This is a genomic window from Streptomyces sp. NPDC037301, from assembly GCF_055602785.1.
Genome location: NZ_JBVJWD010000004.1, coordinates 202,214 through 223,850, shown reverse-complemented (window position 1 = coordinate 223,850; position 21,637 = coordinate 202,214). Strand labels below are relative to the sequence as shown.

Genomic DNA, 21,637 nt, shown 5'->3' with positions numbered 1-21,637 from the left:
ACTCCTCCCACCAGCCACGCGTACGGTGCGGATGTCACGCCCGGCCGAGCTGCCCGCCCTTCACGCCCCGAAGAAGCTGGGCGAACGCCGAGGACGTGACCACCAGCTCCGTGCCGGGGTCGTCGCCCTCCCGCAGACGTATCCGGTCCTCGGCGGCGGCAAGCTCGACGCAGTCCGAGGAATCGCCCCCGCCGGAGAACGAGGACTTCTGCCACATGGTGTCTGGAGTCATGCCTGGGCCTTTCACACGCTTTGCGCGAGGCTATGGATGAAGTCCCGTGACTGTACGACCCCAAGCGCCGCACCCTCCACCTTGCGGATGAGCTCCCGGTAGCGGCTGAGTTGTGCCTCCCCGTCGAGAAGAGCACCACCGTGCGGTGTGTCCATCAGTACGGTGTCCAGTTGCGGCACCGGCCCGCCGACGTAGACAAGCGGGTCGCAGACCCCGGCAAAACTGTCCACAGCGAACGGCACGACGCGCACAGACACGTGCGCCAACTCCGACTGCTCAAGAATGTGCCGGAAAGTTCGTGTGGTGCGAACTCCTGGCCACCTAGCGGGACATGGCCCCGCCGTTGCGAGCAATCCAATGACCGTGGGCCAGATCCGCAATCTGCCACAATCGCCACACAGGCATCGCCTATACAACGCATCCTGATCACCCAACCAACACGGATGAAGGGCACGGCGTGCGCAGACTCGTCCACTACATCGCCACCACTCTCGATGGCTTCATCGCGGGCCCGGATGGCGCGGACCCCACTGGTCCGAACGGCTTCTGGCCTATACCGGAGGACTACATTCAGCACCTCGTGGCCGAGTACCCGGAGACGCTGCCCGTCCAGGCCCGGCAGGCGCTGTCCGTTACGGCGGGGGGCACGCACTTCGACACCGTGCTCGAGGGGCGGCGCAGCTACGAGATCGGTCTTGCGGCCGGGATCACCGACGCCTACCCCCACCTGCGGCACCTGGTATTTTCCCGGACCCTGACCGAGAGCCCGGACCCGGCCGTCGAACTGGTCGCCGACGACCCGGTGGCGACCGTGCGGGGGCTCAAGCAGTTGGACGGCAAGGACATCTGGCTGCTCGGTGGCGCCGAGCTGGCGGGCTCCTTGTACTCCGAGATCGACACACTGATCCTCAAGGTCGGCCCGCTGACCATCGGCGACGGAATCCCTCTGTTCTCCCGCAAGGCCGCCTTCGACCCGCGCACCTGGACGCTCACCGACCACACCGCCCTCAAGAGCGGCGCAGTGTTCCTCACCTACACGCGCGTCACCAGCTGAGCACTCCGGGCGGGCGGCGCTGTGCGAGACCGGGCTCGGGCGCGCACAGCGAACAGCCCCCGGCCTGTCCGGCCAGGGGCTGTTTCACGTGGAACCAGGAGAAGGAACGAGTGGCTACTTCTCCGTCTTTTCCTTTGCCGTCGCCGCAGGCTTGCGCAGCTGGATGTTCAGCTCGCGCAGGCGGGACTCGTCCAGCTCCGTCGGGGCGCCCATCATCAGGTCCTGGGCGTTGCCGTTGAGCGGGAAGGCGATCGTCTCGCGGATGTTGGGCTCGTCGGCCAGGAGCATCACGATGCGGTCGACGCCCGGGGCGATGCCGCCGTGCGGCGGAGCGCCGAGGCGGAAGGCACGGAGCATGCCCGCGAACTCGTGCTCGACGGTCTCGCGGTCGTAGCCGGCGATCTCGAAGGCCTTGAGCATCAGCTCGGGCTCGTGGTTACGGATGGCGCCGGAGGACAGCTCGATGCCGTTGCAGACGATGTCGTACTGCCAGGCGAGGATGTCCAGCGGGTCCTTCTCCTCCAGGTCCTTCAGGCCGCCCTGAGGCATCGAGAAGGGGTTGTGCGAGAAGTCGATCTTCCCGGTGTCCTCGTCCTTCTCGTACATCGGGAAGTCGACGACCCAGCAGAACCGGAAGACGCCCTCCTCGAAGTGGCCGGCGCGCTTGGCGGCCTCGACGCGGACGGCGGACATGATCTTGGAGACCTCGTCGAACTCGCCCGCGCCGAAGAAGACCGCGTGGCCGGGGACGAGGGACAGACGCTCGGTGAGGGTCTTGATGTCGGTCTCGGTCAGGAACTTGGCGATCGGACCGGCAAGGGTGCCGTCCTCGCCGACGCGGACCCAGGCCAGGCCCTTGGCGCCGTGCTGGACGGCGTAGTCGCCGAGGCCGTCGAAGAACTTCCGGGACTGGCCCGCGGTGTCCGGGACCGGCAGGGCACGGACGTGCTTGCCGGCGAACGCCTTGAACTCCGAGTCGGCGAAGATGTCGGAGATGTCGACCAGTTCCAGCTTGGCGCGCAGGTCCGGCTTGTCGTTGCCGTACTTCAGCATCGACTCGCGGAACGGGATGCGCGGGAACGGCGAGGTGACGTGGCGGCCGTTGCCGAACTCCTCGAAGAGCTCGGTCATCAGCTTCTCGATCGGCCGGAAGACGTCCTCCTGCTCGACGAACGACATCTCGACGTCGAGCTGGTAGAACTCGCCGGGCGAACGGTCGGCGCGGGCGTCCTCATCGCGGAAGCACGGCGCGATCTGGAAGTAGCGGTCGAAGCCGGAGATCATCAGCAGCTGCTTGAACTGCTGCGGGGCCTGGGGCAGGGCGTAGAACTTGCCCGGGTTCAGGCGGGACGGGACGACGAAGTCACGGGCGCCCTCGGGGGACGTCGCGGTGAGGATCGGGGTCGCCATCTCGTTGAAGCCGAGGGCCACCATCTTGGAGCGGATGGAGGCGATGACGGCCGAGCGCAGCATGATGTTGCGGTGCATGCGCTCGCGGCGCAGGTCGAGGAAGCGGTACTCCAGGCGCCGCTCCTCGTTGACCCCGTCCTCGGCGTTGATCGTGAAGGGCAGCGGGGCGGCCTCGCCCAGCACCTCGACCTCGGTGACCTCGATCTCGATCTCGCCGGTCGGGAGCTCCGGGTTGACGTTGTCGGCGCCGCGCGCGGAGACCTTGCCGTCGATCCGTACGACGGTCTCCTTGGTGAGCTTCGCCAGGGCCTCGTTGCCGGGGGTGCCGGGACGGGCGACGAGCTGCACCAGACCGTAGTGGTCGCGCAGATCGATGAAGAGGATGCCACCCAGGTCTCGGCGATTGTGCAGCCAGCCGCTCAGCCGGACGTCGGTGCCGACGTCAGAGGCGCGGAGCTCGCCGCAGGTGTGGGACCTGTACCGATGCATTCTCGTTCATCCAGTCTTCGCGGTTCGGGGTGGATTCAGCCTCCCCAGGCTACCGCCCGCACCCGCACGGAATCATTGACATTGACATTTCAAGATCATCCGGGGCGCGACGGGCGGACGGCGGACCGTGCCCGGACGGGCCCGGGCAGCGATCCTCGGTGGCGTCCACGGAGCAGATCTCCTTAAATTGGGGCAATGCGCACCGAGGACGTCCTGGCCGCGACCGCGACCGGCCTGTGGCGCTGGGACAACGGAACCGGGACCGTCACGCTCGATGCGGAGGCGGCCCGGCTGCTCGAGCTGCCCGCCGCTGCCGGCGTCTTCCGTGAGTCCGCGGTGCGATCCCGTTTCCATCCGGTCGACTGGAACGAGATCTACGGAGTGGTGAATCTCGCAGTCGCCGAGGGCACCCTCGCCGAGGCCCGGCTGCGGATCGTGGACGAAGGCGGCCGGGTGCCGCGTACCGTACGCAGCCGTTCCAAGCCGCTCCCTCCCGAGGAGCCGGGCAGCACGGCCTATGTGCTGGCCGGCACCCTTCAGGAGGGTGCCGAGCCGCAGCCCGGCACCACCGGGGCGCACACCCCCATCACCGGTGACTGGCGCCGCTCCCGCGAGGCGTTCCTGCTGGACGCGGGCCGGACGCTGGCCGAGGCCCGGTCGGCCGAGGAGGTACTGCGGGTCGCGGGGGCAGGGGACTGAACCTGGTCGTCGGGTTCGCGCTTTGCGCGCGTGGACGGTTCCGTCCTCAAACGCCGGACGGGCCGGAACGCTCTCCGCGCAGTTCGCCGAGGATGCCGAAGGCCGCCGCACAGGCCGGTACCGCGAGCAGCATGCCCAGCAGGCCCGCCACGCTGGCACCCGCGGTGATCGCGATCATGATGGTGGCGGGGTGCATCTGGACCGTACGGCTCTGGATCATCGGCTGCAGTACATGGCCCTCCAGGACCTGTACGGCGAGCACGACCCCCAGCGCCCACAGTGCGATCACGAATCCCCGGTCGGCGAGCGCGACCAGGATCGCGACCGCACCGGAGAGGAACGCCCCGAGGTAGGGGATGTAGGCGCCGACGAAGACCAGCGCACCGAGCCCCACCGCGCCCGGCACCCGCAGGATCAGCAGACCGGCCGTGATGCAGACGGCGTCGATCAGCGCGATGAACGTGGTGCCGCGCATGAAACCCTCGACGGCTTCGAAGGCCCGCCGCCCCATGGCCTCGACCAGGTCCCCGGTACCGCGCGGGGCGACGGAGTGGGCGAGGTCCACGGCCTTGTCGGAGTCGCGCAGGAAGAAGAAGGTCAGCAGGAGGGCGAGGACGCTGGTCGCGATCAGCGAGCCGATCAGGCTGATCCCGGAGAGGATTCCGCCCGCGGCGCTCGCACCGAACTTCTCGACGAGTTTCCGGGCATTGGCGACGAGGTCGTTCACATTGGTGTTCTTGGCGATCCCGAAGTGGTCGATGATCCACTGCCCGGAGTCCTTCAACGACCGGACGATCTGGTCGCCGGTGTCGACGAGCGCGGTGACGACGATGTACCCGGCGCCGCCGACCACCGCGACGAGCAGGGCGCAGGTGAGCCCCGCGGCCAGCGAGCGGTTCATTCCGCGGGCGGTCAGCCGGCGGTGGACCGGCCCGAGCAGCGCCGTACCGAGCAGCGCGAGCAGAACGGGGGTGACCGCGGTCTTGAAGGTGATGCACAGCCAGACAGCGACCGCAGCAACCCCGGTGACGAGGAGAACGACACCGCACCAGGCGGCTGTGCGCCGCGCACCGTCGGGCAGGAGGGGGTTTGGGGTCTGCACCCTCCCACCCGATCACGGTGCGGGTGTGATGTCCACTCCGTCCGCCGGTGTCACATTCCGTGGACGGCGGGCACCGTACCGAGGCGGCCGGCCTGGAAGTCCTCGAAGGCCTGCTTCAGTTCGGCCTGACTGTTCATCACGAACGGCCCGTAGTGCGCCATCGGCTCGCGGATCGGACGGCCGCCGAGCAGGACGACCTCCAGGTCCGGGGTGTTGCCGTCCTGCTTCTCGTCCGCGCGGACGGTCAGCGAGGAACCGGTGCCGAAGACCGCGGTCTGTCCCATGTGGACGGGGCGGCGCTCCGCACCGACGGTGCCGCGCCCGGCGAGCACGTACGCGAGTCCGTTGAAGTCCTCGCGCCACGGCAGGGTCACCTCGGCGCCGGGGCGGACGGTGGCGTGGATCATCGTGATCGGGGTGTGGGTGATGCCGGGGCCCTCGTGCCCGTCGAGCTCACCGGCGATGACGCGGAGCAGCGCGCCGCCGTCCGGGGAGGCGAGGAGCTGGACCTGGCCGCCGCGGATGTCCTGGTAGCGGGGGGCCATCATCTTGTCGGCCTTGGGCAGGTTCACCCAGAGCTGGAGGCCGTGGAAGAGACCGCCCGACATCACGAGGGACTCCGGCGGGGCCTCGATGTGGAGGAGGCCGGACCCGGCGGTCATCCACTGGGTGTCGCCGTTGCGGATGGTTCCGCCGCCGCCGTTGGAGTCCTGGTGGACGAAGGTTCCGTCGATCAGGTACGTGACGGTCTCGAAGCCGCGGTGCGGGTGCCAGGGGGTGCCCTTCGGCTCTCCGGCCGCGTACTCCACCTCGCCCATCTGGTCCATCATGATGAACGGGTCGAGGTACTTGTAGTTGATCCCGGCGAACGCACGGCGAACCGGGAAGCCCTCGCCCTCGAATCCGCTCGGCGCCGTGGTGACGGCGAGCACGGGACGGGCCGTGGCGTCGCCCGAGGCGGCGACCTTGGGCAGGGTCAGTGGGTTTTCGACGGTCACTGCGGGCATGGGAGCCACCTCCGGGATTGTCCTGAGCCCAATTTAGTTGAATGGTGAACATCCCGCAAGGCGTCGTTCATTCCCGCACCGCCCACGACAACGAGAAGGGGTCCGTACCGATCGGCACGGACCCCTTCCGGAAGACTCGGACGTCAGCCGTACATACGGCGCATCGCGAAGTCGACCATCTGCTCCACGGCCTTGGCGTCGAAGACCATCCGGTGCTCACCCTCCATGTCGAGGACGAAGCCGTAGCCGGTCGGCAGCAGGTCGATCACCTCGGCCCCGGTGATCACGAAGTACTTGGACTCCTTGCCCGCGTACAGCCGCAGCTCCTTGAGCGTGGTGAACATCGGGATCACCGGCTGCTGGGTGTTGTGCAGCGCGAGGAATCCGGGGTTGTCGCCGCGCGGGCAGTAGACCTTCGACGTCGCGAAGATCTGCTGGAAGTCCTCGGCGGAGAGCGAGCCGGTGGTGAAGGCCCGCACCGCGTCCCCCAGGGACGGCGGCGAAGGCTCGGGATACAGCGGCTGCTCGCCGTAGCCGCCACCCATCTGCTGCTGTGCGCCCGGGTTCTGGTCGTAGCCGTACATACCGCAAAGAGTAATCGGCCACATCAGGCCCTTGAGGGGTTGCGTCTTATTACTGACGGGTAGCATCATCGGAGAGGTCAGCTGATATACGCACCGCCAGCTCGTCGCCCGCCCGGCCCACGCCCCTTCCCGGGGTGCTGCACGCCACTGCTATTGATTACGGAGCCTTCCCATGGGGCACTACAAGTCGAATCTCCGCGACATCGAGTTCAACCTCTTCGAGGTGCTCGGGCGCGACAAGACGTACGGCACCGGCCCGTTCGCCGAGATGGACGTCGAGACGGCGAAGAGCATCCTCGACGAGGTCGCCCGCCTCGCGGAGAACGAGCTGGCCGAATCCTTCGCCGACGCCGACCGCAACCCGCCGGTCTTCGACCCGGAGACCAGCACCGCGCCGGTCCCGGAGAGCTTCAAGAAGTCGTACCAGGCGTTCATGGACTCCGAGTACTGGCGTCTGGGCCTGCCCGAGGAGATCGGCGGCACCACCTCCCCGCGCTCCCTGATCTGGTCCTACGCGGAGCTGCTGCTCGGCTCGAACCCGGCCGTCTGGATGTACTCCTCGGGCCCGGCGTTCGCCGGCATCCTCTTCGACGAGGGCAACGAGGCACAGAAGAAGATCGCCGAGATCGCCGTCGAGAAGCAGTGGGGCTCGACGATGGTGCTGACCGAGCCGGACGCCGGTTCGGACGTCGGCGCGGGCCGCACGAAGGCCGTCGAGCAGGAGGACGGCTCCTGGCACATCGAGGGTGTGAAGCGCTTCATCACCTCGGGCGAGCACGACATGTCCGAGAACATCATCCACTACGTGCTGGCCCGCCCCGAGGGCGCAGGTCCGGGCACGAAGGGCCTCTCGCTCTTCATGGTCCCGAAGTTCCACTTCGACTGGACCACCGGCGAGCTGGGCGAGCGCAACGGCGTGTACGCGACGAACGTCGAGCACAAGATGGGCCTCAAGGCGTCCAACACCTGCGAAATGACGTTCGGCGACCAGCACCCCGCCAAGGGCTGGCTGATCGGTGACAAGCACGACGGCATCCGCCAGATGTTCCGCATCATCGAGTTCGCCCGCATGATGGTCGGCACGAAGGCCATCGCCACCCTGTCGACCGGCTACCTGAACGCGCTGGAGTACGCCAAGGAGCGCGTCCAGGGCACGGACCTGTCGCAGTTCATGGACAAGGCCGCCCCCAAGGTCACCATCACGCACCACCCCGACGTGCGCCGCTCGCTCATGACGCAGAAGGCGTACGCGGAGGGCATGCGCTCCCTCGTGCTGTACACCGCCTCCGTCCAGGACGCGATCCAGGAGAAGGAGGCCGCGGGCGAGGACGCGAAGGCGCTGCACGGCCTCAACGACCTGCTGCTCCCGATCGTGAAGGGCTACGGCTCCGAGAAGTCGTACGAGCAGCTGGCGCAGTCGCTCCAGACGTTCGGTGGCTCCGGGTACCTCCAGGAGTACCCGATCGAGCAGTACATCCGTGACGCCAAGATCGACACGCTGTACGAGGGCACGACGGCGATCCAGGGCCAGGACTTCTTCTTCCGGAAGATCGTCCGCGACCAGGGCGCCTCGCTCAACACCCTCTCCGAGGAGATCAAGAAGTTCCTCGCCGGCGCCCAGGGCAACGAGGAGCTGTCCGGTGCGCTGGACTCGCTCGCCAAGGCGGCCGTGGACCTGGAGGCGATCGTCGGCACGATGATCACCGACCTCACGGCGACCGGCGAGGACGTCAAGAACATCTACAAGGTGGGCCTCAACACCACCCGCCTGCTGATGGCCTCCGGCGATGTCGTCGTCGGCTACCTGCTGCTCAAGGGCGCGGCCGTGGCGGCCGAGAAGCTGCCGGCCGCCTCCGCGAAGGATGTCGCCTTCTACCAGGGCAAGATCGCCGCCGCGAAGTTCTTCGCCGCGAACGTCCTGCCGGGCGTCACCGCCGAGCGCGCGCTCGCCGAGTCTGTCGACAACTCGCTGATGGAGCTGGACGAGGCCGCGTTCTAGGCCTTCTCCGCCCGAGATCGTCAACACGCACCGTCACCCGGACACGCTTTCGGGTGGCGGTGCTGTCGTATCAGCTGGGTACGCTGAGTGCACGGCCGAGAATCCCGCCCATGGGAGGAACCATGACCGCCGAGGCACTGCCCGAAGCGTCGCAGCTGCGGCGCGACGATTCCAAGTGGCCGGTCCCGCCGCCGGACGGCTACACCGTGGACGACCTGTTCACGCTTCACGACCTCCCGCCGCACACAGAGCTGATCGACGGGAGTCTTGTTTTCGTGAGTCCGCAGCGGAAGTTCCACACGCTGGCGATGTATCTGTTGGAACAGGGGCTGCGCAGCCACGTTCCGGAAGATCTGCGCGTTCGCCGCGAAATGGCCGTCGTGCTCGGCAAACGCAACGCCCCGGAACCCGACCTCGTCGTGGTGACAGCCGAAGCGGACGGGGACCAGCGCCAGACCCGCTACCAGGCCGCCGATGTCTTGCTCGCCGTGGAGGTCGTCTCGCCCGATTCCGAGGCCAGGGACCGCGACACCAAGCCGCACAAGTACGCGGGGGCGGGCATCCCGAACTTCTGGCTCGTCGAGATGGCCGAGAACGACCGGCCGGTGGTCTGGACGTATCAGCTGGACCCGGTCAACAAGACATACATCTCCACCGGCGTCCACCACGACCGGCTGAAGCTCTCCGCCCCGTACGACATCGACATCGACCTGACCGCCATCGACAAGCTGTAGTCCTGGTGGCCCGGAACGGCGAGAAGCCCCCGCGACGCTCCCCGGACATTGGGCGGGCGCCGGCTGCGGGGCGACGGTGAAACCTCCCGGTCCGGCCTCGTTACAGTGAAGAACATGAGTTCCTCCCTCCGCTTCGACCGCGGTCACACCGACGATCTGATGGCCTTCCTGATGGCCTCCCCCTCCCCGTACCACGCCGTGGCCACCGCGGCCGAGCGGCTGGAGAAGGCCGGATTCCGACAGGTCGAGGAGACCGCGGCCTGGGACGGCACCAGCGGGGGGAAGTACGTCCTGCGCGGCGGTGCGATCGTGGCCTGGTACGTGCCGGAGGGCGCCGAGGCGCACACTCCGTACCGGATCGTCGGGGCGCACACCGACTCGCCGAATCTGCGGGTCAAGCCGCTGCCCGACACCGGGGCGTACGGCTGGCGGCAGGTCGCCGTGGAGATCTACGGCGGGACGCTCCTCAACACCTGGCTCGACCGGGACCTCGGTCTCGCGGGCCGGATCTCGCTGCGCGACGGCACGCACCGGTTGGTGAACATCGACCGGCCGCTCCTGCGCGTACCGCAACTGGCCGTGCATCTGGACCGTTCCGCCAACCCCGACGGCCTGAAGCTCGACCGGCAGAAGCACATGCAGCCGATCTGGGGGCTCGGGGACGTCGAGGAGGGCGACCTGATCCGCTTCGTCGCCGAGGAGGCGGGCGTCGACGCCGAGGACGTGACCGGCTGGGACCTGATGCCGCATCCCGTCGAGCCGCCCGCCTACCTGGGCCGGGACCGTGAGCTGCTGGCCGGGCCCAGGATGGACAACCTGCTCTCCGTGCACTCGGCGACCGCCGCGCTCGCCGCCGTAGCCGGGCAGCCGGACGCCGAACTTCCGTACATCCCGGTCATGGCCGCCTTCGACCACGAGGAGAACGGCTCGCAGTCCGACACCGGCGCCGACGGACCGCTGCTCGGCACGGTCCTGGAACGCTCGGTGTTCGCCCGCGGCGGTACGTACGAGGACCGTGCCCGCGCCTTCGCCGGGACCGTCTGTCTCTCCTCGGACACCGGTCACGCGATCCACCCCAACTACGCCGAGCGCCACGACCCGACCCACCACCCGGTGGTCAACGGCGGACCGATCCTCAAGGTCAACGTCAATATGCGGTACGCGACCGACGGCAGCGGCCGGGCCGTGTTCGCAGCCGCGTGCCAGAAGGCGGACGTGCCGTGGCAGACGTTCGTCTCCAACAACTCGATGCCGTGCGGCACCACGATCGGCCCGATCACCGCCGCCCGGCACGGCATTCAGACCGTGGACGTCGGCGTCGCGATCCTGTCGATGCACAGCGCCCGTGAACTGTGCGGCGCGGACGATCCGTATCTGCTGGCCAACGCGATGACGGCGTTCCTGGCGGGCTGAGTCTCCTCCGCCCCGACCACAGCCCCGGGCATGGTCGTTGCCGGGCCGGGTACGCGATCCGTACACCGGCCCGGAACCACCGGGCCGGCCGTCGAGGAGGCGGGATTCGTGACTCCTCCCCGTCCTGAAGGACGGGGCTTCTCGCTATGCCTGGCCGGCGTTGCGACGGACCAGCCCGGCCCGTAGGACGTTGAGTGCCCCGACCTTGTCGGCATGCGCTGGGACTCGGAGGATGCATCATCCTCATCGGTGCCGGGGCGATACCGGCCTTCGCCACCGACTGGAAGATGGACACCGTCAATGTCGACCTGGCCGGCTGGATCATGATGATCGTCGGCATCATCGGGGTCTTCGTCCACGCGAGCATCGCGCGGCGTCGCCGGATGGTCGTGCCGCCCAGCACCACTGTCGTGTCCGAGGACGAGCGCCGCTACCCCTGACCCACGGCGCCGGTCAGGTCGCACCCCGCCGACCGGGCATGATCCGTCGTCGGCCCCTCCAAACCCCCGATATTCTGGGACTTGTCCCGAGCCCCGCCTCGGGCGTATCCCGCCCGGAAGGGGAGACACTCGTGGAGTTCCGGTTGCTCGGCACCGTCTCCGTCTACACACTCACCGGGCCGCTGCCACTCGGCCCCGCCAAACGCCGCAGCCTGCTCGCCGCGCTCCTGCTGTCCGCCAACACGCCGGTCTCCATCGCCCGGTTGACGGACTGCCTGTGGGACGACACACCGCCGCTGCACGCCCGTGGCGTCATCCAGGGGCATGTGTCCCGGCTGCGCGCCCTCCTGGTGGGCGCGGACGCGGAGGCGTACGGGGTGGAGCTGGTCACCCTCGGCGACGCGTATCTGCTGCGGGTACCGGAAACCCTGCTGGACTCCCAGCGGTTCGAGGAACTGCTGATGCTGGCGCGGGAGCAGCGCAGCCCCGCCGACTCCGTACTGATGCTCAAGGATGCCCTGTCGCTGTGGCAGGGACCGGCGCTCAACGGCGCGTTCGCCGGTCCGCCGCTCCAGGCGGCCGCGCACTCGCTGGAGGAGTCGCGCCTGGCGATGGTCGAGCAACTGGCGCTCGCCTATACGATGTTGGGGGAGCACAACCGGGCTGCGTCGGTGCTACGGGCGGAAGCGGTTGCGCATCCGATGCGGGAGTCGCTGGCGGCGGCCTTGATGACGGCGCTGTACCGGGCGGGTCGTCAGTCGGAGGCACTGGACTGGTTCCAGCGCACGAGGCGGCTGCTCGCCGATCAGCTGGGGGTCGACCCGGGGCACGAGCTCGCCGATGCGTACGCGCTGATCCTGCGCGGCGACCCCGGGCCGGACGCAGCACGGGACACCGCACCGGACGCCGGACGGAACACGGCCGACGGCCCGGCAGCGCCCATGCGCGGTCCGGTCCGGCCACGCATCGGCTCCGGCAGTGGCACGGGCGGCGAGAGGGGCCACGGCAACGGCACGGGCCTCGCCGACAACAGCGGGGCTGTGTCCGTGGCCCGTCCGGTGGCCGAGCGTCGGGCCGGGCCGAATACGGGGGCCGGACCGGCCGACCGCCCTGGCGACTTGATCAGCAGTACGGGGGGCGGGGCGGGAGCCGGTACGGACTTGGCACCCGGCCCGTCGTTTCCTCGTCTCCTCCTTCCGCCACCCGTCGTCGGCGAGCCGCACCCCACCGATCTGCTGCCCCGTGCCCCCCGGGGCTTCCACGGGCGGGGCGCCGAACTGGCCGCGCTCACCCGGGCCGCGGCCGGCGAGGCGCCCGTCTGCCTGGTCACCGGACCGGCCGGCGTGGGAAAGACCGCGCTGGCCCTCCAGTGGGCGCACCGCAACCCCGCCGCCTTCCCGGACGGACGGCTCTTCGCCGATCTGCGCGGATTCAGCGACACCGGTGAGCCCACGCTCATCGAGGTGCTGCGTGAGTTCCTGCTGGCGCTCGGCGTCGCGCCGCGCCGCGTCCCCGAGTCCGTCCCCGCCGCAGCGGCGCTCTTCCGTTCCCTGACCGACCGGCGCCGGCTGCTCGTCGTCCTCGACAACGCCCGCGACTCCGCGACGGTCAGGCCACTGCTACCGGGCGGTACCGACTGCGTCACGCTGGTCACCAGCCGGAACCGGCTGGAAGGCCTCATCGCCTCGGACGCGGCCCGTCCCGTTCCGCTCGACATACTCGAACCGCAGGACAGCACGGCCCTGCTGGCCGGTGTCCTCGGCGAGGAACGGGTTTTCGCCGAACCGGTGGCGGCCCGCCGGCTCGCCGGGCTCTGCGGAGGCCTGCCGCTCGCCCTGCGTGTCACCGCGGCCCGGCTGGCGGGGCGTCCGCAGTGGACGTTGGCCGGACTGGCCGACGAACTGGCCGACGAGCGCAGCCGGCTGACGTACCTCGACGTGGACGACACCGGTGTCTCGGCCGCGCTGCGGCTGACCGTGCAGCAACTGCCGCCGGACGCCGTCCACCAGTTCGCCCGGCTCGGCCACCACCCCGGCAGCCACTTCGACCCGTACACGGCCGCCGCACTCGCCGGCACGGACCCGATCATCGCGGCAGCGGCGCTGGAACGGCTCGCCACCGCCCACCTCGTCACCGAGACGGCGCCCGGGCGCTGGGTGCTGCACGATCTGATACGCCTCTACGCCCGCGGTCTGGACCCCGTGTCCGGGTCCGAGGCCCTCGTCGGTGTCCTCGACCACTACATCGCCACCGCGCTCGCCGCCGCCGACACGGCCGAACCCGGCGGCGAGCCCTGCTTCGTCCTGCCGGACGACTACCACCGGCCCGCCGCTACAAGGGACTTCACCGACCGGGCTGCGGCGATGCGCTGGCTGGCCACCGAACGCGACGACCTGGCCCTGGCCGCCGTCGCGGCCCGGGCCGCCGGGCTCGACGACCGGGCCTGGCGGATCATCCTGCTCCAGTGGCCGCAGGTGGTGTGGCGGGTACGGGACAGCTGGGCCCCGCTGCTGGAACTGGCGCTGGACTCCGCCCGCGCCGAGAGCAATCCGTACGCCGAGTCGCGGGTGATCAATCTGCTGGGCTGGGTGCTGGCCGAGGAGGGCAGGACCGCCGAGGCCGCCACCCTGCTGGAGCGCTCACCCGGCCTCGCCCGGCAGGCCGGTGATCGGCTCGGCGAGGCGACCGCGCTGGTCAACCTGGCCGTCGTGCAGGCCGAAGAGGGCGCGCTCGACATGGCGCTGGAGGGCTGCGGAAGGGCCGTGGGCCTGGCCCGCGAAGAACGCGACGCACACACCGAGATGCTCGCGCTGCAGCACCTCGCCCGGATGCAGCTCGCCGCGAACCGGCCGCAGGACGCCCTCGACTCCGCCCGGACGGCGCTCGACCTCGGGCCCGAGCACGAGGAGGCCGCACGCCGGGTGCGGCTGCTGACCACCAGCGGCGAGGCCCGTCTGGCGCTCGGCGAGGAGAGCGAAGGCATCCGGCTGCTGGACCGGGCAGCCGGGGAGGCGGAGCGCGCCGGTTACGACGAGGGAGCGGTACGAGCCCTCGAAGCGTTGCTGCAGGTGACGGCGCAGTCGGAGTACCGCAAGCGGTACGAACAGGCGGTCCGGCGGCTCGCCGACGACGAGTGAACCGCGCCCCCGCGCAGCGACGTGGGAGTGAGGGCGGGGGCGTCAGCCGGACGTTAGCGGGACGGCAGCGGAACATGAGCGGCGGACCCCAGACTCATACATGTCAGCAGGTCAGAGGCGCTCGCCACATGACCCGGCGTTCGCCTCACCGTTACACTCGGGGGAAATTCCATGAGTACGCTCCGCAACCGCACAACCGTCCTTGCCGCCGCGACCACCGCCGTGCTCGCCCTGTCCCTCACCGCCTGTGGCGGCGACGGTTCCGGCACGAAGTCCGCCGGCCCGGCGAAGAGCAACTCCGCAGCGGCTGCCGCCTCGACGGACGCCACCGACGCGACGACCACGGGCACCGCGAAGACCGGCGGTGCCGGGCAGAACACCGGAGCCACGAAGACGGGCACCTCGAAGACCGGCACGTCCAACGGCAGCGCCAAGACGGGCGGCGACACCAGCGACAGCTACGCCTACAAGCACCCGTGCAAGAGCGGGGACCTGTCGGTGCGCGTGTACCCCCGTGAGGGCTCGGCCACCCAGCAGGTGATCGAGGTCAACAACGTCGGCGCGAACTCCTGCGGCCTGAGCTACTTCCCGCGGGTCAGCCTGGGCGCCGCGAAGGCCTCGGACCACAGCTCCGACATCCAGCCGACCGTTCCCGGCGGCCTGGGCGGCGCACCCGCGTACCCGGTCAAGCCCAAGACGGCCGCCATCGCCGTGATCGACCTCAACCCGAGCGGTGCGAACGGCCTGACCTGGATCGACGAGATGAACGTGCTCGCCGACGGCGACCACATGCCCAACGCGGAGACGCAGAACTTCGATCTCGGCCCCGATGTGAAGGTGCGCGACCCGAAGCTCGGCCTGTACCGGAGCACGGTCGCCGAAGCGGTGAGCTCCATGAAGCAGGCGGGCACCTCCTGACCCGCTGAGCCGGGCCGTACGACGCGCCCCGCGGGGCGCGGCCCCTACCCCGCCGCAGAAGGCCCTCCGTGTCCGGGGCTCCGCGCGCCGTCAGGCCTGCTCGTCCATCCCTGCCAGCACCAGCGGCAGCCGGGGCGTTCCTTCCGCGGTCACGCGGACGGGGACGCCCCAGTCCTGCTGGTGGACATGGCAGGCCGGGTACTCGTTCTCCGGGTCGTCGTCGCAGGACGCCGCCATCGCGGACACATGCAGGACGCCCTCGGCGACGCCGTCGGCCAGGACCAGGTCGCGGAACAGATCGGTACCGGGACCGGAGCCCTCCGCCAGCAGCTCGGGCGGGGTCGCCGAGACCAGCAGCCGGGTCGAGGGACCGTACCGGGTGTCCAGCTTCTGCCCGGCGGGGGCCTGGAAGACCACATCGAGCCGGAGCGTGCCCGGGGCGATCTCGGTGGCCGCGCGCTGCGTGTGGTGTGCCTGGCCGGCGACGCGTACGGCCTCCTCCGGGAGCCGGAGCCGGGTCAGCCGGTGCCGGGCGGACTCGACGACGACGAGGTCGCCTTCGACCAGCACGGCGTCGCTGGGCTCGCGCAGATCCGTGGCCAGGGTGGTGACCTCACCGCTCGCGGGGTCGTAGCGCCGCAGCGCGTGGTTGTACGTGTCGCACACGGCGACGGACCCGTCGGGCAGCGCGGTCACGCCCAGCGGGTGCTGGAACAGGGCCTGATCCGCGGCACCGTCGCGGTGTCCGAAGTCGAAGAGGCCGGTGCCGACGGCCGTACGGACGGCAAAGCCGGTGCCATCGCGCTCGACGTACCGCAGGGCGGACGTCTCCGAGTCGGCGACCCACAGTCGCTCCCCGTCGGCCGACGTGGCGAGCCCCGACGGCTGGGCGAACCAGGCCTCGTCGGCCGGCCCGTCGACCAGGCCCTCGTTGGTCGTGCCCGCCGCGACCTGCACGGTCTCCGTCGCGGGGTCGTACGTCCACAGCTGGTGCACGCCCGCCATGGCGATCCACAGCCGGTCCGCGAACCAGGCGACGTCCCAGGGGGAGGAGAGGTCGACCTCGCGGGCCGGGCCGGTCGTCGGCGAACCCTGCCACCACTGGCGGCCGGTACCGGCGAGGGCCGTCGTCATCCCGGTGGTGAGATCGAGGGCGCGGATAGCGTGGTTGACGGTGTCGGCGACCGCGATCCGGCCGTCGGGCAGCACGGTCAGCCCCTGCGGCTCGGAGAACCGGACCTCCTCGGGCCCGCCGTCGGCGAACCCCCTGTCCCCCGTACCGACGTGACGGCGGACCGTTTCACCGTCACGTTCGATCTCGACCAGGCGGTGGCGGGTGGTGTCGGAGACGAGGAACCCGCCGTCGGGCAGGAGCAGGGCCTTGCCCGGAAAACGCAGATGCGTGGCGACCGGCTCGGGCGCGACGTAGGGGCCGTCGCCGCGGCGCAGCGTGCCCTTCGCGCCGTGCTCGGCCTCCAGCTCCTCGACCAGCTTCGCGATGGCGTGCGCATGGCCCTCGCCCGCGTGCTGGGCGACGACATAGCCCTCGGGGTCGATGACGACGAGCGTGGGCCAGGCCCGTACGGCGTACTGCTTCCACGTCGCCAGTTCCGGGTCGTCGAGGACCGGGTGGTGGACCTCGTACCGCTCGACGGCGTCGACGACGGCCTGGTGCTCGGCCTCATGGACGAACTTCGGCGAGTGCACACCGATGATCACGACGGTGTCGCGGTGCTTCTCCTCCAGCTCGCGCAGCTCATCAAGGACATGCAGGCAGTTCACACAGCAGAACGTCCAGAAATCCAGAATGACGACGCGCCCTCGCAGGTCAGCGAGGGTGTACTGCTGGCCGCCTGTATTGAGCCAGCCGCCTTTGCCGATCAGCTCGGGGGCCCTGACGCGCGCACGTTTTGCCATATCGACAGTCAACATCACCGTGGCCCCCACGCATTCCGGAGGGTCTTGAGGGAACCTGTGAGCCATGAGATTCCTGGTGCGTGAACGGCTCTTCGCTGTCGGTGACGACCACTGGATCGAGGACGCGGACGGCCGCAAGGTCTTCCTCGTAGACGGCAAGGCCATGCGGGTGCGTGACACCTTCGAGCTGAAGGACGCGCAGGGCCGGGTCCTGGTCGAGATCCGGCAGAAGCTGCTCAGCCTGCGCGACACGATGCTCATCGAGCGCGACGGCGAACAGCTCGCCACGATCAAGCGCAAGCGGCTGTCGCTGCTGCGCAACCACTACCGGGTCACGCTGGTGGACGGCACCGAGCTCGATGTCAGCGGCGAGATCCTGGACCGCGAGTTCGCCATCGACTACGACGGGGAACTGCTGGCCCAGATCTCACGGCGTTGGCTGACCGTCCGGGACACGTACGGGATCGATGTCGTACGGGAGGACGCCGACGCGGCACTGCTCATCGCCGTATCGGTGTGCGTCATCGCGCTCGCGGACAAGGAGCACGAGGGCTGACCTCGGCGCGTTTCACGTGAAACGTGACTACTTGCCCGTCTCTGGCCGGGCCAGCCCCAGCCGGCGGTCCTTGAGCGCCGGGAACTGCTCGCGCGTGACGGCGACCTTCGACGGGTCGAACTCCACGGTGAGCACCTCCTCGTCCGCGCCCGCCTCGGCAAGCACCTCGCCCCAGGGGTCGATGACGATGCTGTGTCCGGCCTGCTGGATTCCGGCATGGCTGCCCGCGGTGCCGACGGCCAGGACGTACGACTGGTTCTCGACGGCGCGGGCCTGGGCCAGCAGCGTCCAGTGGGCGCGACGGCGCTCCGGCCAGCCCGCCGCGACGATCAGCGTCTCGGCGCCCGCGTCGACCAGGCCGCGGAACATTTCCGGGAAGCGCAGGTCGTAGCAGGTGGCGAGGCCCAGGGTGGTCTGCGGCAGGGCGACCGTGACCAGCTCCTCGCCGGCGCCCATCATGACCGCCTCGCCCTTGTCGAAGCCGAAGCGGTGGATCTTGCGGTACGCGGCGGCCCGCTCGCCCTCGGGTGTGAAGACGAGCGCGGTGTTGTAGAGGGTGCCGTCGGCCGCGCGCTCGACGAAGGAGCCCGCGTGCAGCCAGACCCCGGCGTCGGCTGCCGCCTTCGCCATGATGTCGTGGGTGGGCCCCTGGAGCGGCTCGGCCTCGTCCGCGAAGGCGGTGTACGCGAACGCGCCGACCGGCCAGAGTTCAGGAAGAACCACCAGATCCGCACCGCGCTGGGCCGCGATCAGCGAAGCCGCGCGTTGCCTACGGGAATTGACGGATTCGTCCGAGTCTACTGCGATCTGGATGAGGGAGGCGCGCACACTACCACCGTCCTGGCATTCGAGCCGTCAACACAGGCCTACGATCGTCACACGAAAGCACTGCCGGGGTGCCTGCTCGCAGCGTAACTTAGCGATCGAACCTCCCACGCAGCCCGCCGCCCGCGCCCAGCACTCCAGCCCATGCACCGCAGAACCGCACGAGGGGTCCCGTGACCGTCCATCCCAGCCTCCAGACCTACGCCGATGCCTGGACCCACTCCATCGAGTCGATAGCCGAGCTGGTGAAGCCGCTCGCCGAGGGAGAGTGGAACCGCCGTACGCCGTGCCCCGCCTGGTCGCTGCGTGACATCGTCTCGCACGTCATCGGCATGGAGTGCGAGCAGCTCGGCGACCCGCGTCCGATCCACACGCTGCCGCGCGATCTCTACCATGTGCAGAACGACTTCGCTCGCTACATGGAGATGCAGGTCGATGTGCGGCGCCACCACACCGCGCCGGAGATGACCTCCGAGCTGGAGTACACGATCATTCGCCGCGCACGGCAGCTGCGCAACGAGACACGTGACCCCGAGACCATGGTCCGGGCGCCGCTCGGCGCCGAGCAGACCCTCGAACTGGCACTGCGGATGCGGGCCTTCGACGTCTGGGTGCATGAGCAGGATCTGCGGGCGACGCTGGGGCAGCCCGGCAATCTGGACTCCCCCGGCGCTTCTGTCGTCCGGGACACCCTGCTCGCCGCGCTGCCCAAGGTGGTCGCCAAGGACGCGGGTGCACCGGCCAATTCGGCGGTCGTGCTCGATGTGCACGGGCCGATGGAGTTCCTGCGCACGGTCAGGGTCGATGCGCAGGGCCGCGGTTCGGTGGACGGTTCGCCGTCGCTCGGGCCCGCGGTGACGCTGGCGATGGACTGGGAGACGTACTTCCGCCTCGCCTGCGGGCGGGTACGGGCGGGTGCGGTCATGGACCGGATCAAGGTCGAGGGCGACCAGGATCTGGCGGAGGCGATCCTGCAGAACTTCGCCGTGACGCCGTAGCGCCACGGCGCCGCCCCACCGTGGTCGGCGGCGCCCGTCGTGCGAGGACGGACGCGCCGCCGATCAGGTGCGACAGGCGCGTTACGCGGGTACGTGCACGGCTTCCACGCGGCTGATCACATGGTGGTCCCGCTCGCGGTGCGTGGCCCGGGAGTGCAGCCGCAGAATCTGCACGACGCCGAGCGCCTCCAGTACGAAGACCGAGGCGAACGCGATCCGGTAGTTGTCGCCGGTCGCGTCCAGCAGCACGCCGACGGCGAACAGCGTGGTCATCGAAGCGATGAATCCGCCCATGTTCACGATGCCCGACGCGGTGCCCTGGCGCTCCGGCGGGTTGGCGGGCCGTGCGAAGTCGAAGCCGATCATCGAAGCGGGACCGCACGCGCCGAGCACCACACACAGGACGATCAGCAGCCACATCGGCGCACGGTCGCCCGGGTAGAAGATGGTCGACGCCCAGAGCAGGGCTGTCACGGTGACCGTCCCGAGGGCCAGCGGGGCGCGGGCCTCGTGGTGGCGGGCGATGATCTGCCCGTAGACCAGCCCGAACGCCATGTTGGAGAGCACCACCAGAGTGAGCAGCTCACCGGCGGTGGACCGGCTCAGCCCCTGCGCCTCCACCAGGAACGGCAGCCCCCACAGCAGCAGGAACACCATGGCCGGGAACTGCGTGGTGAAGTGCACCCACATACCGAGCCGGGTGCCGGGCTCCCGCCAGGAAGCGGCGATCTGCTTGCGTACGTAGGCGGCGCCCGCGTGCTCGGCGGGCGGCGGCTCGTGGCCCTCGGGGTGATCCTTCAGGAACAGCAGGAGAAGCACGAGGACGAGAACCCCGGCGGCGGAACTGCCCACGAAGGTGGTGGTCCAGCCGAATCCGTGCAGGGCCCTCGCGATGAACAGCGTCGAGACGAGGTTGCCCGCCATCCCGAAGAGCGCGGCGACCTGCCCGATCAGCGGACCGCGCCGGGCCGGGAACCAGCGGGCACCGAGCCGCAGCACGCTGATGAAGGTCATCGCGTCGCCGCAGCCGAGCAGCGCCCTGGACGCCAGCGCCATGCCGTACGAGGGGGAGAGCGCGAAGCCGAGCTGCCCCAGGGTGAACAGAACGGCCCCGAGGGTGAGGACCTTCTTGGTGCCGAGCCGGTCGACCATCAGGCCGACGGGTATCTGCATGCCCGCGTAGACGAGCAGCTGAAGGATGGAGAACGTGGAGAGCGCGGAGGCGCTGACGTGGAACCGGTCGGCGGCGTCCAGTCCGGCAACACCCAGGCTGGTGCGGAAGATGATGGCGACGAAGTAGACGGCGACGCCGATGCCCCAGACCCACGCGGCACGCCGGCCGCCGGGTGGATCTCCGGGCAGGGACAGGGTGGGAGCGGCGGCAGAACTCACCGGTCCTCACCCCTGACCAGCACCTTGACCCGGCTGACATGACGCCGCACGACCTGTGCGGCACCGTCCGCGTCACCGGACCTGATCGCTTCCAGCAGCTCACCGTGCTCGGTGATGTTGGCGGCGATCCTGCCCGGGTGCGCCTCCATCACGGCGACGCCCATCCGCAACTGTCGGTCGCGCAGCTGGTCGTAGAGGCGCGAGAGGATGTCGTTGCCCGCGTTGCGCACGATCTCCGCGTGGAAGCAGCGGTCCTTCACGGACACGGCGGCAAGGTCCCCGGCCTCCGCCAACTGCCGCTGCTCCTCAAGAAGTTCCTCGAGCCGTCCGATCAACTGCGCGGAGGCGGGCACGGCCTTGCGGGCCGCGAACTCCTCGACGAGCAGCCGGGTCTCCACCACATCCGCGATCTCCTGCGCGGAGACGGCGAGAACAAGGGCACCCTTCTTCGGATACAGCTTGATCAGCCCCTCGACCTCCAGCCGCAGCAGCGCTTCACGCACGGGCGTACGGGAGACACCGACGGCCTCCGCGAGATCACCTTCGGTGAGGAGCGTGCCGCCTTCGTAGCGGCGGTCCAGGACCGCCTCCTTGATATGGACGTAGACGCGCTCGGCGGCGGGGGGCTGCTTGACGGAAGACTTCACGGTCGACTGCGCGGCGGACTTCGCAGGGGGCTTCACGGCTGGGGGTGCGGCAGGCATGTACACAGCATAGATACAACATGCGTA

At 69.6% G+C, this 21,637-nt stretch carries 19 protein-coding genes and 1 pseudogene; 10 read left to right on the top strand and 10 right to left on the bottom strand.

Going from position 1 to position 21,637, the window contains the following annotated elements; genetic code table 11:
- Window positions 1–34: 34 nt before the first annotated feature.
- Both ACZ7IB_RS09755 and ACZ7IB_RS09750 read right to left on the bottom strand, forming a co-directional pair.
- On the bottom strand, window positions 35–232 hold the full coding sequence (locus ACZ7IB_RS09755; protein WP_470910854.1) for a DUF397 domain-containing protein: 198 nt from the start codon (window positions 230–232) through the stop codon (window positions 35–37).
- Window positions 233–243: 11 nt separating this feature from the next.
- Window positions 244–585 carry a Scr1 family TA system antitoxin-like transcriptional regulator gene (locus ACZ7IB_RS09750; protein WP_470910851.1) on the bottom strand — a complete coding sequence of 114 codons (342 nt, stop codon included), beginning with the start codon at window positions 583–585 and terminating at the stop codon, window positions 244–246.
- A gap of 104 nt (window positions 586–689) precedes the next feature.
- Here ACZ7IB_RS09750 and ACZ7IB_RS09745 point away from each other — a divergent pair, with 104 nt between their 5' ends.
- Window positions 690–1,286 carry a dihydrofolate reductase family protein gene (locus ACZ7IB_RS09745; RefSeq protein ID WP_413754596.1) on the top strand — a complete coding sequence of 199 codons (597 nt, stop codon included), beginning with the start codon at window positions 690–692 and terminating at the stop codon, window positions 1,284–1,286.
- A gap of 114 nt (window positions 1,287–1,400) precedes the next feature.
- On the opposite strand, the gene aspS is transcribed toward ACZ7IB_RS09745, so the two are convergent.
- Window positions 1,401–3,185, bottom strand: a complete 1,785-nt coding sequence (aspS, locus tag ACZ7IB_RS09740) for an aspartate--tRNA ligase (protein WP_389605370.1) — start codon at window positions 3,183–3,185, stop codon at window positions 1,401–1,403.
- A 195-nt stretch (window positions 3,186–3,380) separates the two neighbouring features.
- Here aspS and ACZ7IB_RS09735 point away from each other — a divergent pair.
- Window positions 3,381–3,875, top strand: a pseudogene (locus tag ACZ7IB_RS09735) (phosphatase); the annotation flags it as partial.
- Window positions 3,876–3,930: 55 nt separating this feature from the next.
- Here the strand turns inward: ACZ7IB_RS09735 and ACZ7IB_RS09730 are convergent.
- The 3 genes from ACZ7IB_RS09730 to ACZ7IB_RS09720 all read right to left on the bottom strand — a co-directional run bounded on the left by ACZ7IB_RS09730 (window position 3,931) and on the right by ACZ7IB_RS09720 (window position 6,577).
- Window positions 3,931–4,986, bottom strand: coding sequence for an AI-2E family transporter (locus ACZ7IB_RS09730; protein ID WP_470910849.1), 1,056 nt, complete (start codon window positions 4,984–4,986; stop codon window positions 3,931–3,933).
- A 50-nt stretch (window positions 4,987–5,036) separates the two neighbouring features.
- Complete coding sequence (locus ACZ7IB_RS09725; protein ID WP_470910847.1) at window positions 5,037–5,993, bottom strand: pirin family protein; 957 nt, start codon at window positions 5,991–5,993, stop codon at window positions 5,037–5,039.
- A gap of 143 nt (window positions 5,994–6,136) precedes the next feature.
- On the bottom strand, window positions 6,137–6,577 hold the full coding sequence (locus tag ACZ7IB_RS09720; protein WP_072487501.1) for an SseB family protein: 441 nt from the start codon (window positions 6,575–6,577) through the stop codon (window positions 6,137–6,139).
- A 172-nt stretch (window positions 6,578–6,749) separates the two neighbouring features.
- Between ACZ7IB_RS09720 and ACZ7IB_RS09715 the strand changes: the two genes are divergently transcribed.
- The 6 genes from ACZ7IB_RS09715 (at window position 6,750) to ACZ7IB_RS09690 (ending at window position 15,218) form a co-directional block, all read left to right on the top strand.
- On the top strand, window positions 6,750–8,576 hold the full coding sequence (locus ACZ7IB_RS09715; RefSeq protein ID WP_470910844.1) for an acyl-CoA dehydrogenase: 1,827 nt from the start codon (window positions 6,750–6,752) through the stop codon (window positions 8,574–8,576).
- A gap of 110 nt (window positions 8,577–8,686) precedes the next feature.
- Window positions 8,687–9,310 carry a Uma2 family endonuclease gene (locus ACZ7IB_RS09710; protein ID WP_470910842.1) on the top strand — a complete coding sequence of 208 codons (624 nt, stop codon included), beginning with the start codon at window positions 8,687–8,689 and terminating at the stop codon, window positions 9,308–9,310.
- Window positions 9,311–9,424: 114 nt separating this feature from the next.
- Entirely contained in the window at window positions 9,425–10,723 is a 1,299-nt protein-coding gene (locus ACZ7IB_RS09705; RefSeq protein WP_470910838.1) for a M18 family aminopeptidase, read from the top strand.
- Window positions 10,724–10,941: 218 nt separating this feature from the next.
- Window positions 10,942–11,163 carry a DUF6458 family protein gene (locus ACZ7IB_RS09700; protein WP_470911180.1) on the top strand — a complete coding sequence of 74 codons (222 nt, stop codon included), beginning with the start codon at window positions 10,942–10,944 and terminating at the stop codon, window positions 11,161–11,163.
- Window positions 11,164–11,294: 131 nt separating this feature from the next.
- Window positions 11,295–14,300 (top strand): AfsR/SARP family transcriptional regulator, encoded by a 3,006-nt coding sequence (locus tag ACZ7IB_RS09695; protein ID WP_470910836.1) that lies wholly within the window; start codon window positions 11,295–11,297, stop codon window positions 14,298–14,300.
- A 171-nt stretch (window positions 14,301–14,471) separates the two neighbouring features.
- Window positions 14,472–15,218: a DUF4232 domain-containing protein gene (locus tag ACZ7IB_RS09690; RefSeq protein WP_470910833.1), complete on the top strand. Its 747-nt coding sequence runs from the start codon at window positions 14,472–14,474 to the stop codon at window positions 15,216–15,218.
- Window positions 15,219–15,308: 90 nt separating this feature from the next.
- Here the strand turns inward: ACZ7IB_RS09690 and ACZ7IB_RS09685 are convergent, their stop codons facing one another.
- Window positions 15,309–17,135, bottom strand: a complete 1,827-nt coding sequence (locus tag ACZ7IB_RS09685) for an NHL domain-containing thioredoxin family protein (protein ID WP_470910831.1) — start codon at window positions 17,133–17,135, stop codon at window positions 15,309–15,311.
- A 64-nt stretch (window positions 17,136–17,199) separates the two neighbouring features.
- Between ACZ7IB_RS09685 and ACZ7IB_RS09680 the strand changes: the two genes are divergently transcribed.
- Complete coding sequence (locus tag ACZ7IB_RS09680) at window positions 17,200–17,691, top strand: LURP-one-related/scramblase family protein (protein WP_470910829.1); 492 nt, start codon at window positions 17,200–17,202, stop codon at window positions 17,689–17,691.
- A 27-nt stretch (window positions 17,692–17,718) separates the two neighbouring features.
- Here the strand turns inward: ACZ7IB_RS09680 and ACZ7IB_RS09675 are convergent, their stop codons facing one another.
- Window positions 17,719–18,519 (bottom strand): carbon-nitrogen family hydrolase, encoded by an 801-nt coding sequence (locus tag ACZ7IB_RS09675; RefSeq protein WP_470910826.1) that lies wholly within the window; start codon window positions 18,517–18,519, stop codon window positions 17,719–17,721.
- Between the two features lie 170 nt (window positions 18,520–18,689).
- On the opposite strand from ACZ7IB_RS09675, the gene ACZ7IB_RS09670 reads away from it, so the two are divergent.
- Window positions 18,690–19,514: a maleylpyruvate isomerase family mycothiol-dependent enzyme gene (locus tag ACZ7IB_RS09670; RefSeq protein ID WP_470910824.1), complete on the top strand. Its 825-nt coding sequence runs from the start codon at window positions 18,690–18,692 to the stop codon at window positions 19,512–19,514.
- Between the two features lie 81 nt (window positions 19,515–19,595).
- On the opposite strand, the gene ACZ7IB_RS09665 is transcribed toward ACZ7IB_RS09670, so the two are convergent.
- Both ACZ7IB_RS09665 and ACZ7IB_RS09660 read right to left on the bottom strand, forming a co-directional pair.
- On the bottom strand, window positions 19,596–20,906 hold the full coding sequence (locus tag ACZ7IB_RS09665; RefSeq protein WP_470910820.1) for an MFS transporter: 1,311 nt from the start codon (window positions 20,904–20,906) through the stop codon (window positions 19,596–19,598).
- On the bottom strand, window positions 20,903–21,610 hold the full coding sequence (locus tag ACZ7IB_RS09660) for a GntR family transcriptional regulator (protein ID WP_470910818.1): 708 nt from the start codon (window positions 21,608–21,610) through the stop codon (window positions 20,903–20,905). Before ACZ7IB_RS09660 ends, ACZ7IB_RS09665 begins: the two co-directional genes overlap by 4 nt.
- Window positions 21,611–21,637 lie beyond the last annotated feature (27 nt).